Origin of the sequence: Subtercola boreus (assembly GCF_003399625.1) — a bacterium.
GTDB classification, from domain to species: Bacteria; Actinomycetota; Actinomycetes; order Actinomycetales; family Microbacteriaceae; genus Subtercola; species Subtercola boreus_C.
The window spans coordinates 23,616-39,549 of sequence record NZ_NBXA01000049.1; the positions used below are offsets into that span (position 1 = coordinate 23,616).

The 15,934-nt window shown below is 60.8% G+C and carries 17 protein-coding genes; 9 read left to right on the plus strand and 8 right to left on the minus strand.

Annotated features, from left to right (window positions below):
• Positions 1 to 3: 3 nt before the first annotated feature.
• The 5 genes from B7R21_RS18375 to B7R21_RS19830 all read right to left on the minus strand — a co-directional run bounded on the left by B7R21_RS18375 (position 4) and on the right by B7R21_RS19830 (position 4,426).
• Positions 4 to 1,584 carry a hypothetical protein gene (locus B7R21_RS18375; protein ID WP_116284709.1) on the minus strand — a complete coding sequence of 527 codons (1,581 nt, stop codon included), beginning with the start codon at positions 1,582 to 1,584 and terminating at the stop codon, positions 4 to 6.
• A gap of 1 nt (position 1,585) precedes the next feature.
• Positions 1,586 to 2,311, minus strand: a complete 726-nt coding sequence (locus B7R21_RS18380) for a hypothetical protein (protein ID WP_116284710.1) — start codon at positions 2,309 to 2,311, stop codon at positions 1,586 to 1,588.
• Between the two features lie 32 nt (positions 2,312 to 2,343).
• On the minus strand, positions 2,344 to 2,658 hold the full coding sequence (locus B7R21_RS18385; protein ID WP_216364308.1) for a hypothetical protein: 315 nt from the start codon (positions 2,656 to 2,658) through the stop codon (positions 2,344 to 2,346).
• A gap of 80 nt (positions 2,659 to 2,738) precedes the next feature.
• Positions 2,739 to 3,842, minus strand: coding sequence for a hypothetical protein (locus B7R21_RS18390; RefSeq protein WP_116284711.1), 1,104 nt, complete (start codon positions 3,840 to 3,842; stop codon positions 2,739 to 2,741).
• Between the two features lie 2 nt (positions 3,843 to 3,844).
• Positions 3,845 to 4,426, minus strand: a complete 582-nt coding sequence (locus B7R21_RS19830; RefSeq protein ID WP_147305965.1) for a hypothetical protein — start codon at positions 4,424 to 4,426, stop codon at positions 3,845 to 3,847.
• A gap of 261 nt (positions 4,427 to 4,687) precedes the next feature.
• On the opposite strand from B7R21_RS19830, the gene B7R21_RS18400 reads away from it, so the two are divergent.
• The 3 genes from B7R21_RS18400 (at position 4,688) to B7R21_RS18410 (ending at position 6,668) form a co-directional block, all read left to right on the plus strand.
• Positions 4,688 to 5,131 carry a hypothetical protein gene (locus B7R21_RS18400; RefSeq protein ID WP_116284713.1) on the plus strand — a complete coding sequence of 148 codons (444 nt, stop codon included), beginning with the start codon at positions 4,688 to 4,690 and terminating at the stop codon, positions 5,129 to 5,131.
• Between the two features lie 80 nt (positions 5,132 to 5,211).
• Complete coding sequence (locus B7R21_RS18405; protein ID WP_116284714.1) at positions 5,212 to 5,739, plus strand: hypothetical protein; 528 nt, start codon at positions 5,212 to 5,214, stop codon at positions 5,737 to 5,739.
• A complete protein-coding gene (locus tag B7R21_RS18410; RefSeq protein WP_116284715.1) occupies positions 5,736 to 6,668 on the plus strand; it encodes a hypothetical protein in 933 nt (310 codons plus the stop codon). The genes B7R21_RS18405 and B7R21_RS18410 overlap by 4 nt, the downstream gene beginning before the upstream one ends.
• Here the strand turns inward: B7R21_RS18410 and B7R21_RS18415 are convergent.
• Positions 6,634 to 7,761, minus strand: a complete 1,128-nt coding sequence (locus tag B7R21_RS18415; RefSeq protein WP_116284716.1) for an alpha/beta hydrolase family protein — start codon at positions 7,759 to 7,761, stop codon at positions 6,634 to 6,636. The genes B7R21_RS18410 and B7R21_RS18415 overlap by 35 nt on opposite strands.
• Before the next feature lie 334 nt (positions 7,762 to 8,095).
• Between B7R21_RS18415 and B7R21_RS19835 the strand changes: the two genes are divergently transcribed.
• The 5 genes from B7R21_RS19835 (at position 8,096) to B7R21_RS18445 (ending at position 13,800) form a co-directional block, all read left to right on the plus strand.
• The gene (locus B7R21_RS19835) at positions 8,096 to 8,332 is read left to right on the plus strand and encodes a hypothetical protein (protein WP_147305966.1); all 237 of its coding nucleotides are present in this window, start codon (positions 8,096 to 8,098) and stop codon (positions 8,330 to 8,332) included.
• Positions 8,333 to 8,928: 596 nt separating this feature from the next.
• Positions 8,929 to 10,785, plus strand: coding sequence for a hypothetical protein (locus B7R21_RS18425; RefSeq protein WP_172592270.1), 1,857 nt, complete (start codon positions 8,929 to 8,931; stop codon positions 10,783 to 10,785).
• A gap of 717 nt (positions 10,786 to 11,502) precedes the next feature.
• Positions 11,503 to 12,174 carry a ParA family protein gene (locus B7R21_RS18430; protein ID WP_116284719.1) on the plus strand — a complete coding sequence of 224 codons (672 nt, stop codon included), beginning with the start codon at positions 11,503 to 11,505 and terminating at the stop codon, positions 12,172 to 12,174.
• Complete coding sequence (locus tag B7R21_RS18435) at positions 12,161 to 12,589, plus strand: hypothetical protein (RefSeq protein ID WP_216364309.1); 429 nt, start codon at positions 12,161 to 12,163, stop codon at positions 12,587 to 12,589. Before B7R21_RS18430 ends, B7R21_RS18435 begins: the two co-directional genes overlap by 14 nt.
• A gap of 794 nt (positions 12,590 to 13,383) precedes the next feature.
• Positions 13,384 to 13,800: a DUF6188 family protein gene (locus tag B7R21_RS18445; protein WP_116284721.1), complete on the plus strand. Its 417-nt coding sequence runs from the start codon at positions 13,384 to 13,386 to the stop codon at positions 13,798 to 13,800.
• A 100-nt stretch (positions 13,801 to 13,900) separates the two neighbouring features.
• Here the strand turns inward: B7R21_RS18445 and B7R21_RS18450 are convergent, their stop codons facing one another.
• Positions 13,901 to 14,296, minus strand: a complete 396-nt coding sequence (locus B7R21_RS18450) for an ankyrin repeat domain-containing protein (protein WP_116284722.1) — start codon at positions 14,294 to 14,296, stop codon at positions 13,901 to 13,903.
• A 29-nt stretch (positions 14,297 to 14,325) separates the two neighbouring features.
• Positions 14,326 to 14,814 carry a hypothetical protein gene (locus tag B7R21_RS19840; protein ID WP_147305967.1) on the minus strand — a complete coding sequence of 163 codons (489 nt, stop codon included), beginning with the start codon at positions 14,812 to 14,814 and terminating at the stop codon, positions 14,326 to 14,328.
• A 261-nt stretch (positions 14,815 to 15,075) separates the two neighbouring features.
• Between B7R21_RS19840 and B7R21_RS18455 the strand changes: the two genes are divergently transcribed.
• Positions 15,076 to 15,750: a hypothetical protein gene (locus tag B7R21_RS18455; RefSeq protein WP_116284723.1), complete on the plus strand. Its 675-nt coding sequence runs from the start codon at positions 15,076 to 15,078 to the stop codon at positions 15,748 to 15,750.
• Positions 15,751 to 15,934: the final 184 nt, after the last annotated feature.

The following is a 15,934-nucleotide window of genomic DNA, read 5'->3' on the forward strand; positions in this document are numbered from 1 at the left end:
GGGTTAGTTCCCGTTCTCGTTGCTGCCTGTTGCATCAGCTGTCGCCGCTTTCACAGCACCAGCTGCCGCTTTCGCGCCGTCCGCGACTTTCCCAGCGGCTGCGACGCCGATACCGACCGGCCCAGCCGCCGCCGCAGCACCACCTGCAGCCGCTCCCCCTGCCGCAGCTCCGCCACCAGCGGCGGCGCCGCTACTTGCAGCACCACTGGCGACCGAACCGCCACCAGCCGTACCGCCACCCGACCCGGCGGCCGGCGATAGGCCACCCTTCGCGCCGGCAGCTGATGCGCCGCTACCCGACGGGCCATCCCCATGCCCACCCCCACTACTGCTGCTTCCGCCGCTGTTGCTGGCACGGATAGCACCGGTGGCCAGCTCACCGGCACCACCGACCGCTGCGGCACCGAGCACGAAGCCCGCTCCCCCTCCCCCGCCACTGCCGACGGAGGAGACGGCGGGGACCATGAACCGCATCAGCGCCGGTAGGGCGATGAGGGCGATGAGCATGAGAGCGAGCCCGGTGACGATCTGGAACAGACCCGTCCCGTCGGATTTGAACAGGTCCGTCCCTGTCATCCGGAACGCGGTTGCGTACACGATCGCGGCGGCTGGTTTGTAGAGGATGAATGCGATCGTCCACGCCAAAACCTTTTTGAACCATTGCCGGCCGATCTCGGTGTTCGTGAACGACGCCGCGATCGGGAAGATCCCGGCGAGGAGGACGAGCATCGCACCGCGGAACACCATCAACGCGATCTGGATGTACGTCATCAGCACCGCGAGCAGTCCCATCAGGAACAGCCCGATGAGGCCGATGGGTGACAGGGTTGTGAGGCCGATCATGGTGGCGACGTTGGTGCCGAAGCAGTTCGATTCCCCGTTCGTCACATCGCAGTTCGTTGCGCTGTTCAGGATCGAGACGGAGAACTGATCCCCCGCGACCGTCGCGAGCCGGATTACGACCAGCCCAGCACCGGCGACGGCAATCAGGGTGAAGATCCCGCCCATGAGCTCTTTGAGTGGGGTGGCGCGTTGTGTCCACGCCATCCGGGCGGCCGCGATCAGGATCGACAGAATCGCAAGACCTGCGGTGTACCACTCAAGGTGTTGTTGCACCCACCCGACGATCGAGGACGCGTTGCTGCCTCGCATGGCTTGGGGCAAGAACCCGGCGACCAGGGCGGATGCGGAGGAGAGCAGCACGACGGCTGTCAGGATGATCCCGAGCCGGCCGAGGTGGGCTTCGCCGTCACCGTGCCGGCGACGGCTTGCCATCATCACGCCTGCCGCGATCAGTGACACAACCGCGATACCCGCACCAACCCACGTGACGTAGCCGAGGATCTGTTCAAATGCCGCCGACCCGGCAGGGACCCCTCCGCCGTCAGAGCTGCCACCGCCGTCAACGACCGTCACCGGGGACGGGACCCGCACCCACAGGGTGCCAAGGGATGCGAGAGCCTTCCCGAACCCTTCGAAGATGTTGTTCACGAACTGCTGCAGGGCGTCGTTGGAGGCTTTGGAGATGACATCTCCGACTCCTTCTCCGACTCCGCAGAGGATGTCGCCGAAATCGCATGCCATGTTAGATGCCCGCCCACGGTGTGTATCCGCCGAGGCTCTGCAGCGCCGAAGGCGGGAAAGGTGAAGTGCCGTCGTCGGCAGATGAGATTTTCCAGTCGCCGTCCAGCCACACGGCGGCCGCAGGGACTGAGACCAGCTGACCGGTGTTTGTCCGCCACGCAAGATCGACGGTGACTGCCGACCCGTCGTAGGAAAGGATTTTGAAGCCAGCGATCTGCGCGCTCAGTCCCCTATTCGCGGACGTCGACGTTTTCGCGAGAGTTGCGTCGCGGCCGGGGCCGGGTTCTGCGAGCTGCTCGATCGCGGCCTTAGCGATTCGGGCGTCGGTGCCGAGCGCCCACCAGTTTGCAATAGCGAACAGCGCACCTTCCGAGGTGTGCGAGTAGCAGGACCGCACACCGTCAGCGCCAGTCACGCCCGGACCGGCGTCTGGTGCGTCCGGTGCAGCAACCGTCCCAATGATGCTCCACTTCGTTGCCGGTGCGGAAGTGAGGGTCGGCGCCGTCTCGTAGCCGGCCAGCCCGCATACGCTTGCCGCGGCCGGGTCGATGGTCGCGGTGGCGGTGACGACCGGTGTGGAGGCGGCGACCGGGTTGCTTTGGTCGCCGCCTCCACCTTGGGAGGTGAAAGCGAGCAGAACAGCCGCGCCCGCGAGGGCACCGACCGTGATCGCGCCGAAGATGAATCCTTTGCGGGTGAACGGGTTACGCGGTTCTGCGTCGCTCATGACGTGCCTTTCTTGTACCGGGATGGGGGCGGTTAGGCGCCCATGAGGAAGCCGACGATGGTGAACGCGGCGGAGATGATGATGACGCCCACCAGGAGTCGGCCGAGCCAGCCACCGATCTCTCCGCCTTCACCACGGCGCGCGGAGACGGTCATGGTGACGCCGAGGATGATGAGTCCCACGACCGCGACGCCAAGGCCGAGCCACTTGGCCCAACCCATGATCGTGGTGAACGCCTCAAACCCCGGAGGCATGGTGCCGGCTCCCGGGTCGGGTACGGCGCCGTGGACCTGTGCAAAGACGCCCGCGGTGGTGATGATGTCGTTGGCAGCTACCAAGAGGGACATGAGTAGTTCCGTTTCTGTTTTTGGGTATCCACCACCGCGGTCGCGGGGTGAAGAATGTGGAGGCCAATGGGGCCTGCGGGTCATGGGTTGGTGACGGGGCCGTCGGTGAAGCCGACGTCGAAGTGCAGGTGGGTGAGGGTGTCCTGGAACTGGATGATGTGGCTGTACGTCGCCGTCCGGCACTGCGCCTGCCCTGCACGAGACCCCGCAGGCACAAGCGGGTCAAGGATCGAGAGCAGCTTCATAGAGTCCGTGTCGCATCCGGTCAGCCCGTGGCCGTTCAGGGAGTAGAAATCCACGGCGTGCCCGCCGCCGTTGATCCAGTGCGCGGACTCGGTACCCGCGCCTTCAATTGAGCCGGTGCATTGCCGGTTAAGGTCCGAGACGCCGACCTGATCGAAAATATTCAGTGCGATGGTGATGACCTGCAGGATGCGCACGTCGATCCCACAGATGCTCGAGGCGGACCCGTCAGCAACCCCACGGATCTCTGCGGCGTACCGGTCTTCCGCGAGAACAAGTTTCCCGGTACCCATCGCCGCAACCAGGTTCACGGCAAGGGCCTTCGCGTCACCGGAAACAGCACAGCCCCCTCCCCCAGCAGCACCGCCCGCGCCAGCACCGGTGAGGAAGGTCATGATCGCTACGGCGTCGGCGCGGAACTGTGTGTAGTAGTTCGGGTCCGCGTTGCCCTGCACAGCATTGATCGCCAGAGACGGGTCCATCGTTTCCCACCCGGCAACGCCAGGGAGGCGGGCAAAGAACAGACCGGCCGAAGTGGTCGGGTCCATGCGCTGCGCGTCGGTCCCCCAAAAGCTCTGCTGCTGGAACAGGCCGATCGAGTCAGCGACCGACCCGTCAGGGTTGATCGCCCCGTCGCCGTAGGTGATGTTCCGGAGGGTCGACTCCCCTATCGCCGTCTGGACACCAAGGGTTTGCGCGGCCGCGGGCAGGCCCAGGGTGACAGCCGCGTTCGCGATCAGTGCAGCATTCACGAGCTGGTCACGCTTGTACGCACCAACCGCAGCGTCGGCCCCGATCCCGTCGACGTCAATCTGCGCGCCAGAGCCGACCGTGCAGGCAGACGCAGAGCCACCGAAGAACAGCACCCACATCGACAGCGCGACCACCAGAACTGGCACGAGGACGACCGCGAGTATCCCGATACCGCCCTTACTGGCCACGATTAGTTACCAGCTGACGGAATGATTTGCTCGACCAGCCACGGGTCGGTGACTTCTGGGCGGTGGACAAAAACGGAGTAGTCGCCGCCGTCGGTGGGGACGATCACCCGAATTGTGAAAGCTCCGTCTCCGTCACGGACCCGCGCTCCCCCGGTCACTGTCGTGCAGGGCACCCGCGCCGGGTTCACGGTTCCGTACGCGACCGCGGCCGTCTGGCTCAGGAACGGGTACAGGTCGTTGATCCACGTCTGGCGATCAAGCGCCGGCCGACAGAACGCCGTCACGACGGTGGTCGCGATCGTTGTTGCTTCCGCACTGATCTCAGGCGACGCTGACGGCTGCTCTTCGTCGTGCGGGATGACTGCTGAAGGCGAGACGGATGCGGGTGCCGGCTGTGAAGGTTGCTGCGCCTCCGGCGCACTGGCGGGGGTGTTCGGCGTCAGCTCCCCCGCTTGGGGAGAACATCCGATCAGTAGCGAGGCCAGAACACCTACAGCAACCGACCGACCAACCTGATTCAGAAGCAATTTGTCGGTCCCTTTTATGTATGGCGGACTGCTCGAGGCCAGATTGTCAAAAACCAAGGTATGAGCAGGTCTAATTGATAGTGACCTAGGCAATTGCAAATTGCCCTAAACATCTGGTCTGATTATAGGTGGCAATTTGGGGATGTCCACGCGCATCTCTTTGTGGGCGCAGGTCGTTGAGTTGGTGGTGGGATGCGCGCAAAACAGCGCAAGTTGGCGCTACACGCGAGTGATAACCACGGAATAGTTGTCTCTGGCTGGCTGCATCCCTGGGTAGTACGACACCCTCGGAGGCCCGGAAATCGGTACCGTAGTCGGATGGATAGCTTCGAGTACCGGAAAGAGCTCGCGAAGCGTGTCAACGCCCTCGTCGTCGTCTACGAGTTCGAGACAGAGTCATCCCTGAAGTTCCCGGTAGTCCAGGCAGCTCTCGAAGAAGCAGGCGTCTCCATCAGCCGGCAGCGATGGTCCTACATCAAAAATGGTTCAGGCTTCGCGGTGAAGGAACCGGCGTTGTTGGAAGCGATCACCAAATTCTTCGGAGTCGATTCAGAATTCCTCCTAGACCTGTCATCTCCGCCCGGCGACGAACTGCAAAGGCGCATTGACCATGTGATTCGGCTGCGCCGCGCGAACGTGGCTAAAGTCGCAACACGGGCGCTTGGACAGCTCGACCCTGAGCTTGCGGAATCACTCGTGCGAGCTATTGAAGAAAGCGCCGATCCCAGCGAATCGCGCAAAACCCTCGACCCGATGGACTAGCCGCGCGAGACGCCGGAATTCTGACGCTCGACCCATTTGCAGTCCCTCTCGCACGGTTGCGGAGAGGTGAGAGGAAAAACATGGATGCGCATGTTGAAGAAGTGCTCGACCAGGTTGGTGCCGCACCCGGCGACGACCTCGAAACCATCTTGCAGAAAGTCGAATCAGCAATCGGAATACCGCTTCGCCTCGAGGCACCGATGCACAAATGGGTTGGCACACCGCTCACGGCAGCCATGGCCATTCATGAGCGCCACATCTCGCTCTTCTACGCACCCCACCGCTCCCGCGTATACCAACTGCACTGCATCTACCACGAGATCGGCCACGCCCTCCTCCGAACGGCCTGCCGGCACATCTCCAAAGAGGAAATGAACGCCCTCTCGATCCCGATCGAAGGCGTCATCTCCGCACACGCACGAAAACTCACCCCAACCGACACCAACGCCTCTCGGAACTTCGACCTCCACGAAATCGACCGCACCAGACTCACGCCGGCTGCGCGCGACTTCGAAGCGTCCGAAGAGATGGTCGAGAACTTCGCCTACGCCCTCGCGGCTCGTATCCGCGAACGACCCCTCACCCGCATGGGCGAGGTCTTCGCTTGAAACAGTTCGCGGTCGTCGCTTTCGCGATCCTCCTCGTCCTGCTTCTCGCACGCCTCTCCTCGCTCAAGCGACCCTCAGCTCGCCCCGCGTGGCTAGCCACCTTTTTCGGCTGCCTCGCCATCATCTCTATCGGCGCCGTACTTCCACTTCCCCTCGTCGACGAGGCGCTCGGCGGTAGCAACCTCATCAACCTCGTCCAAAGCTTCTTGACCGTTTCCGCGTTCTGGTTCTTCCGAGACGCAGTCAGCGTTTTCTATCTAAAGCCGAAGCTGCACTCACGGTGGACACTGCTTCTCACGGTGACGGCGATGGCTGTGCCGTTTGCCTTCATTCACGACCGCGGACCGACGTCGAATACATTCATGGCCGACCACGTCGACCAACTCGGCAACGTGGCTTACAACATCGTTTACATGGCCGCAGTGGCGTTGATCGTCTTCGATCTCATCCACCTTCTTCGTCGCCCTGCTGACAATATCCAGAAGGTCTTCCTCGTCGGGCTCATCCCCATCCCCGTAGCCTGCGTCGTCGAGATCGCCTATGTTTCAACAGCACACTTCTTCCCCTACTGGGGTGGAGCGCAGCTGCTCGCAGATGCCTTCTACCCGTTGTTCTACATAGGGGTGTCGATCGTCGCGGTCGCCTGGACCACAGCGTTGATCCGCGAAAGAGGCGTCGTCGATCGCGTCCTGTGGAAGCTCAGATCTGCGCAGGTCGCGTTCCTCCTCAAGCGCTCGATCCTGTCTGCCCTCCGGGCGTTCCGGAGCAAAAAACCAGATGAACTCGCCTACGCCCTGTCAATCCAGATCCGCAACCACGAGATTCATACCCAGATCCCGCTCAGTAGTCGGCAGGAGCGTGCCGTCGCTCGACTCGAGTCCCGCTTCCTAGACCTCAGTGCCGTAGATCTGACACCAACCGCTCCGTAACTAGCTTTTCAAACCGTGGGCGGTCTGCGTTCCACTCCATTGTGTGAAGAGCGCCGGTGAATTCAGCCAAAGTCACCAGGTCTGGATGCATCTTTCGGATCTGCCGGCTGAGGCTGATGGGCACCTCGTCGTCATCTGACGAGTGGATGATCAGCGTTGGGATCGAGAGCCTTGGGCGGGATGTCCAGTCCAGTGCATCGAAATCAATGGCGGAAGGCAAGCCCACAGACCTGGCGAAAGGGCGCCATCCCAACGCCGCCACGACCACGGAGGACACCCACCGCGGGAGATGCGCCGCCTTGGCGCCGAAAGCGATGACCTCAGCCCAATTCGACACAGGGCCAACCAATACGAGATCCGAGATTCGGCCTCTGTTCAAGGACTGCTCGGCAACTCGTAATGCGATACCGCCGCCGTTCGACCAGCCCATCAGCGTAATGCGCTTCGCCCCGTGCTCGAGCGCAAACAAGACTGCAGCATCCACATCAGGCCACTCCGTCTGACCCAGCATGCTCGCACTCTTCGGCACCACGGGTCCAACACCGTCACCCCGATACGAAACAACGAGAGAGGTCACCCCCGCAACCGAAGAAGCGACAACGCCGCGAAGCGGCGAATCCCGCACCACCCGCAACCCGTGAACATGAATGACCCAGTGATCACTCTGGGTCGTACCCGGGAACAACCAAGCCGGACAGCCCCCAGCCGGCGAATCAATAACGACAGACGACCACGGCAAATCAAGATCGATTGGCTCGATCCAGACCATTCCGATCCACTCAGCAGCCCCCGACTTCAACCGGCCGCCGCTCTCAGAAAGAATTCGGCGCGTGACCGTGCGGGCACGGGGATCCAGGCGGACCACCTCACCAATCACCGCGTGGTTTCTTCGATCGTCTGTCCAGCATGCATATAGGCCCGGAGCACTTGTGGCAGGTGTTTGCTCGAATGTAGCGAAATCTCCGCTACGACTCAGGCATTCCACTGTCTTCGGCTTCCAAGGCAGGACCACCATTCCCGCAGAGACGCGTAGTCCAACCCAAGCCAATACCGCCAACACGACCGGGGCGAACGACAACTTGATGAACCCCATACTTACGAGACTAACCACTCATCGCGCCCTCGCGAGAGACTAGGCAATCCCATATTGCCCGGGTCATTTCGTATATGGTTAGACGATGTTCAGATCGATGCCGTCATCTAGTTGCGCGAGCAGGCGTTCTGCTCGTGGTAAATCTCCCCAGTTCACGCAAGGTCATTGCTCTGCAATCACGAGATCGGGCGCCTATGCGAACAAAATCTACGTTCTAGCGGAGCCGCTTTTACCCCGTCCTCATTCGGGTTGCGAGACGCCCGGGCGCATTGCGAATGAGACACGCCGTCAGCCCTCCGCCGTGTATGCATACATTAACGCGAGCATTGCGGGTATGAGCGCAAACCGAGGCAGAGTTCGTCGTCCAGACAACGTTCCAACAGTGCTATTGCAAGCCCGCGTTTCGCCTGACATCCGGGACGAAGTCTCCGCCGCTGCCGCTGCCAGCGGCGTCTCGCTTGCGTTCTACCTCGAAAGTCTTCTCAAAAGAGATCTCGCCGAAAGCGGACGTCTTCCCATCTTTGAGATCCGTCCGCAACTGGAGGAGCTGCCCATCGACCAGGTCGCTTAAAAACGAAGGGCCCGTCGCGCTAACGACGGGCCACTCAAAGTTTCGTAGCTCAAACCCTCTTCGCTTGCCGGCCAACAGGTTAGAGCTAATCCAGATCACCAGCCCAAAAGGGAGGCTTCTTTATGTCCGTCACTATAGCAACATCGACTGAAAAGTACACCAGCTTTTCTGCGGGCGTGTCATATGACCCCGCGCAGGTGCCAGATCATCAGGCTGAGCAACGCCGCTACGCCTCCGCGTCAACCCACAAACTCACGACGAGCAAATCTGCTCTCGTTCCCTCGCGCACCTATCCCCGATGGGAGTTCCTCACGGCGACCGATTAACGAAAATAGCCCGCCGTACCACCGGCGGGCTATTCCCAAGTCATGTAGTTCGAACCGTCTTGCTTGCAGGCGGGGGGTTCGAACTAATTCAATCCACCTGCCCTTACGGGAGGCTTCTCTATGCCCAAAAGATTACCCCAGGCCGCGTGCCCAACACCCGAGCGCCGTGTCGGCGTGTCGTCGACCCCAGCGACGGCTGAAAACGCGGACCCGATGCTGCTCGCTTGGGATCTGACGCGGCAGTTGAGTCCGCGAGGCACGGTGCGTGTGATGAAGCGTGATGCGTACGGGCGTCTGGATGAGAACAGTTACCCGAGCACGCATCTGGTGGGGCCGGTCGCGCCGTCGACGCCGTGGTGTGTGAATCTCGCTGACGATGCGGGGCTTTTTTGGTTGTTGTGTTTTGACTTCGATGGCAAGGACAAGCACGGTGTTGATCCGGAGATGATGGAACTTGCGCACGATGAGTGCGACGCGCTTTCTGGCGTGCTGGGTGAGTTGTCGATCGAGCATGTGGTGTGCCAGTCCTCCGGAACGGGCGGCCGGCACATCTGGGTCGCCCTCGCCGCCGGCGTCTCCGCTGACGAGGCAGCGGTCCTCGGCCGTGCCGCGCGGGCGAACTATCGGACCTTGGACCATGGGATGCTGCACAACGCCCGGACCGGTGCCGCGCGTCCTCCCCTCTCCCCGCACCGGGACGGTTCCGTCTCGAGCGTGCTCCGCGGCCGGATCGACGTTCTACTTGCCCCGTCCACCACTGCGGATATGGTGGCGGATCTTGCGCGGGTGTTGGACGTACGGAAGCCTGCGGTTCGGTCGGTCGAGTCGGTGCCCTCTGGCCCGGTTGATGCCCGGCATAGCGCTCACCGGCCGCTGAGCGCCTCCGGGACTGCGCATATGGCCACGATCGGAGGCGGCAGCAATCCGTCGTGGACGGGGTTCATGTGCCTCCTCGCGGCCGCGCACGCAGGTTGGCAGTACGCCGATGTGCAGCACGCTGCGAAGACCGCGCCAGGGATGGAGCATTACCGGAGTAAGAACACCGGCCGCGGCGGCCGCCGTACTCGAAGTGTGGCGGAGGCTGCGGAGCGGTTGGGTCGGCAGTGGGAGAAGGCGCAGCAGTACGCTGCGATCCAGCGCCCGCTCCCCCAGGCCGGCCGAACCCCTGCCGACCTCACGGAGCTGGATGGCATCGTCCGGGCCGTGGACGCCGTTCTGAGCTCTTTTCAGGTCGCCCCCGGCCGGTGGGGCACGTCGGAGTCTGCGCAGTCGCAGCGCTCGATCCTCGCTGCTGTTGCGTACCTGTCCTTGCAGACCGGGAAACGCGTGGTCGCCGCCTCCATCCGTGACCTCGCCCTGATGACAGGACTTGGCCGGACAACCGCAGCGACCGCCCTCACAGCGCTTGCAGGACAGGACCTGCTGGCCCGGATCAGTACCAGCGATGGCGGCAACGCCGCCGAATGGCGCCTAGCCCCGGAGTTTTCCACACCTTCAGGAATTGTCCGGTCACAACCACTACATAACCCCCGCCCCCCTACCGAGCTCTTCAATAGCAGAACGGATCAGGTAGCCACTCTCGAGCAGCTGCTTACCGACCAACGACACGATTTGTTTACGCGCGCAGGCCTTGGCCACCTTGCGGGGAAGGTTTACGCACTGCTGCGCCACTCCCCCGTGTTGACTGTCGACGCCGCTGCACGGTTACTGGGCGTCTCGACTAGACACACGATCGCCGTGTTGAGCCGGCTACGCCACTACAAGCTGATCATTCGACACCCTGACGGTTGGGCAAGGTCAAAGAGAGACCTCAGAGACCACGCAGCTCGACTGATCGGTGTTTCGGGCCTTCTCCGCGATCGGGCGGAACGCTACCGGAATGAACGCGAAGTGTGGGCATGGTGGTTGGCCGAAGTTAACCAGATGAACTCCGCGCCGAGGCGCCGAACCAGAAGACCTCACGTGTCGAGCCGCACCCTTCAGTTCCTCGACGACCTTACAGGCGAACGGCAATGGCCCCGCTACCCACGAGCCGCGGACGGGCGAGGCGATCACAGGGAGGCGCGCTATTGGGCAAGCAACGGAATGTTGGAACCAGGATCGCTTTGGTACTCAAGCGCCGCGTGAGTCGGGGATTAGAGGTGCTTTCGTGAGGCGAGTTGTTCTGCGGATCGTTACGGGCTGTCCGAGCGGGCCTTGGATTGAGAGTGCGACGGTTGATTGTTGTTTCGCTTGGGGACTGAGTGACTACAGCCATGAGGCATCTGGACGTGTTTTCACTGGCGCTCACTTTGCAGGGAGTTGACTGTTCTCTGTCCTAGGCATGGTTTGAAGTCATTACTTGGCAACTTACAAACTTAGTAAGTTACAGAGTTGAGGATGCGTTTAGATTGTTGGTCACAGGGGGCTAGCTGTCTGCTACGACTGCAGTTTGTGATCCTGTCGAGCCTTGTTACTCCGAAGGGACGGTCTGAGCCCTATTGTGCGTCTCCCCCGCATGGCCTTTCGAATCCGATACGTCGTTATTTGGGGTTGAACAAATAGCTCGCCAGTACTTCTATCTGTTCCGGTGCAGCAACTCGGGACTCTGTCAGTAGTGACCCTCGGATCCTGAATCCGCAGGTCGGCAGGCTCGTGTGCTGTCACTAGGTACCCGTAACTCCGTAACTCCGTAACTCCGGGAGTCCGTAACTCCGTAACTCCGGGAGTCCGTAACTCCGGGAGTCCGGGAGTCCGTAACTCCGTAACTCCGTAAGCCTGTAAGTACGTGACTCAGTGAGTTACAGACTCCGACACGCCGTCTTATTGCACACGGACTGAAGGCGTGCCGAGTTGAATGGCCTCATGCGAATTGTTTGCCTCGTCGGTCAAAAGGGTGGGGTCGGAAAGACCACGACCACAATGAATCTGGCCGCCGTGATGTCAAAGCACTCCCGGGTCCTTGTAGTCGACGTTGACCCTCAGAAGTCGACGACATGGTGGGCTGAGAATGCAGGAGATAACCTGCCGTTCGATTTTGCGGCGGACGTAGATCCAGGAAATCTAGCAAGGCTTCGCGAGCTTCCGTACGACACCATCTTCGTCGACACCCCCGGCAGTTTGGAAGATACGCGAGTTTTGGCCGCCGTCCTTGACGCTTCGGACTTCGTGATCTTGCCCCTAAATCCTGAGCCACTCAACACTCCTGCAATGGTCAGGACGATCAAGCAGCATATTGCTCCACGCAATCTTCCCTTTCGGGTCCTTCTCAGCAAGATCGACCGTCGCCGCGCCGGTCAGCTAGACGATTGGGAACACCTCATAGACGAAGGTTTGAAGCTGCCGCGATTCCGGCAGTACGTTCGGCTTTACGCGGCTCATGCAGACGCTCCCTTGGAGGGCCGCGTCGTGACCCAGTACGCGGACACCCGCCAGAACGCCAACGCAATTTTTGATTACACCCATGTTGCTATGGAGCTCATGGCAATTTGGTCGAACGAAGTCCCGAAAGAAGGGCTTGCTAATGGCAAGAGCTGATTTGTCCGCAATGCTCGGTCGGCTCGAGGAAGTCGATTCGATCATCGACAGTGGTGTTAAGGGGGAGGAGCCGCCGATAGAGCAGGCTGGCCCCAAATCGGTGAAGAGGAAGTCTGCTCGTAGTAACTCAGACCCTCAACTTTCCGACGGTGCTGCCGGTGCCCGAAGCAAAGATTCCAAACAGCCGGCCGGTCCGCTGTACATGCGACTCGAACGTAAAGAGACGCGCCTGCGCTCCGACCAGTACGCGAGACTCACCGAATATTCCAGAGCTCTGAGTCGGGCTAAGAACGAGGGGGGTGAACGGATCACGGAAAACACCCTCATTCGTGTCGCCATCGATTTGCTATTAGAGCGTGCAGACAAGCTCCAGGGCTCCAACGAGGCGGAACTTCGTAAGTCTGTAAGTTCGTAGCTCAGGGCTGGGTGATGCAATTTGCAGGGCCGTTACCGGTCTGGCCAGTGATCGTAGCTCGCTCCTGCGCCTTCCATGCCAGTCTTTCGCGGCATATCCTCCCTCGTGGTGCGGTGTGCGGTATTCCACGTCTTGACACTGCCGGCGTTCCCGTTCGCAAACGATTCTTTCTGCCGGACAGGCACGAAATATTGCTGGTTGAAGGAGCGAGAACCATGGGCGAGGCGACGGTGGTCATTTACAGCAAACCAGGACACGGGGGAGTACCGGGGCGGGAAGAACCTACCGCACCCCGATGCGACGACCCAATTCGTTGAGGCCAAGTTCGAGCTGGGAGAGAACACGGCAGCGACCCTGCGGAAGGGCGACGCGGTCATCGTCGTCGGACGCGAGCACACCGCCAGCTGGGGACCAGACCGTGCAAAGAGTTACGGGCGGGTGGTTGAGGCGGACCATATCGGTGTGGACCTCAGCCGCGCCACAACGTCCGGAAAGTAACCCGAGCCAACGGTGACCGGTAGTGAGGGAGGGGTTGGGGTCTGGCCTGTGGGTTCGTTGACTTGCTTGTCTGAGGCGTCACTCGGCGTTAGGGGCGCTCCGCCTGTACGCAGGTCTAGAAGGTCATGGGCCAGTAGGCCGGCGGCTTCGCGGTCGACTACCAGGGCTATCTGTCCCGTAGGACGGACGCTCTGCGGGACGTGGCCGGCTTGAGCTCGAACAACCTGCGACGCGTGCGGCAGAGGTTAATGTTCTTGGTCAACAACGTCGAGACCGTCTATATCTAGGCTGACGCTATGAGCGATATCCCCTGGGGCGGTCCCACGTCGTTTCCCTGCATTGTTCCGGTCGTCGGCCAGACCGTCACGCAGGTGCTGTTCGACTACGCTGTCACGATCCTGTTCGAGGGTGGCCAGCAGCTGCGGTTGGAAACTGCGTTCCAGCTGGGTGCCGCGAGGGTACAGCCCGTGACCGTCGCTCCAGAAGTCAGCCTGCAAGCCGCGGCTTCAATCTTGGGAGTTCTTCACTCCTCGGTGGCAAATGCTGTCCTGGAAGAGTCGGGGCAACTCGTGCTCGAGTTCAGCTCCGGGGAAACTCTGACTATCGGTCCCGACGAGTCTTACGAGGCGTTCACCTTCAATGGCTCTCACGGTGAGCTGCTGGTCGCCTTGCCTGGTGGAGGGCTGACCTTCTTCTCCGGACGATCCAAGTAATCAAATTATGGACCCAAGCGGGGCAGCAGCTTCGGTACGACCGATTCCCATTCCGAATCGCTGAGGTCTGTTCTGGGCGGAAACAGCCATCGCTCGTCGGTTAGGGCAGATCTGAAAAGTGCTGCGCGATGTCGAAGTTTGCGATTTTCCTCGCGGCGAAAAGCGCTGAGCTTCCATTTTCGTTCTCTGCGTACGGATCTGATCCTGCTGTGCGCAGAAGGCTGATGATGGAGCCGTCACCCCTGCTGCTTTTGACGGCGATGAACAGAGGGTTGTTGCCGTAGCGATTCCTGGCGTTGACGTCGGCACCTGAAGCGATCAACAGCTCGCAGCAGGCAGCGCTCGACGATTGCGCTGCGAAATGAAGCGGCGTGAATCCGTTCTTGTCGACGACCAGCGCCTGGGCCCGATCGGCTTCAAGGATTGATTGAACTTCATCTGGCTTGTTTTCGGCCGCGGCGTAGTGAATCGGTTCTCGCCCGAGCTTGTCTGTCATTCCTCTAGTTAACACGCCTCAACCGGAGGTCATAAGACGGGCGTTGAACGGGACGAATCTCGGCTCGAGCGCTCATCGTGGATGAGCAGTGGACCGGCGTTTAGTTTCTGCCCGGCGCTCTGTGCGGAATGTTGATCCAGACCGAATTTTTCAATCACGAACCGCCAGAACAGGGCAACCGCCTCGGTCGCCGGGCGGGATACTTCGTCGTCAAGCCCGGTCACCGATAGATGCCGGATCGTGACGAAATCGCCTCCGTGGCCGGCGGTGACATCAGAGTTGACAGAAACGCGTATCGCGTCGAACGGCACTGCCGGCGGCGGGGAAGTAACAACTACCAGGTCGTGCATCGAGGTGCTTGCCGCCAGGGAACTAGCAAGGCCGCTGCTGATGACGCTGCGAAGAATCTCCGCGATCGGGGTGAACCGAGGGCTTTTGATGGCAAGCTCGTGAAATTCTCCTAGGAGCTCGTCCCATGGTCGTTCAGTCACTTCATAACGCAGACCGTGAGTTTGCATGCCCCATCATCACACTTAGTCGACGCAAGTCGGTGTCTGGGCCCGGGCGAGGATCTCGATGCCTCGTAAACTGACCTCGAGCGGAACAGCAGATAGGCCGGAATGACGAATGGCATGTTGGCAACAGACGTCGCGACCAGTCCGAAGGCTTCGAGATCTCACAGCCTCGGTTGAGTCGGGAAGTATCCCGGCACAATGGGCATGTTCAGTCCGAGGGGCTGGAGAATCGGTGCGCGCAGCAGTTCAGGAGGATCACTTCGGATGAGTAAAAATGCTTGGGCAAGACGCTCAATTTACGCCAGCATTGTTCCCCTATTCGTTGGGTATCTCCTCGTCATTCTTGGCTTCGTCGGTGCTTTAGCGGCTGGTCAAACGTTGGGTTTCTCCGATCGGACGCTCGGCCTCCTGGCGTGGTTCGTTGGGTTGTTAGTGGTGTGCGGAGTGGTGACTTTCGTCATCGTTGTGAGGACCGTGCGGAATCAGGCGTGGATTCGTGAGCTGCTCTTAGATTCGGTCTCAACGCACAAAGGCGATGAACTTGTCTTTGCCGGCGCCTGGGTCCCGTCCCTTTCTTCTCCGATGACCACTCAGTCAAAGACGGTGCCGGGAGGCTTCGGATGGGGGCTGGTGGTAAGGGTGTCTGCGTCCGGGGTTCAGATTTTCAAACAAAGTGGTTCATCGCTCGAAGAAGCAGACACTCTTGAATGGAAGGCCGTTCACCAGATATCGGCCGAGGTCAAGCGTGTTGGACGCCGTGAGATCCCGGTACTGCGTTTTCGGGTAGATCCGGCCGGCACCCAGTTGCGGAGCGTCTTCACTTTCAACGTGACCGTGAGCTCGTTCCCGAAAAACGTGCCGCCAACCGCCAGTGCTGCTGTCGAACTAATCGAGAACTACCGAACTCAGGACGCTATTCACGTCGCTCTCGAAGATTGAGGGAAGCGCAAAGCGCGCGATGCCATTTATGCCAAACGCCTGAGGTTCGTTGCGGCTTGTTGACGCCGACCGAATGTGATGCCGTTTCTGCCGATTGAAAACAGGGCCACCTAGCCACTATGGAAGGTGATCAATTTGGATGACTGGGCAAAGATTCGGCATTTGCATTCGATGGGTTTGCACT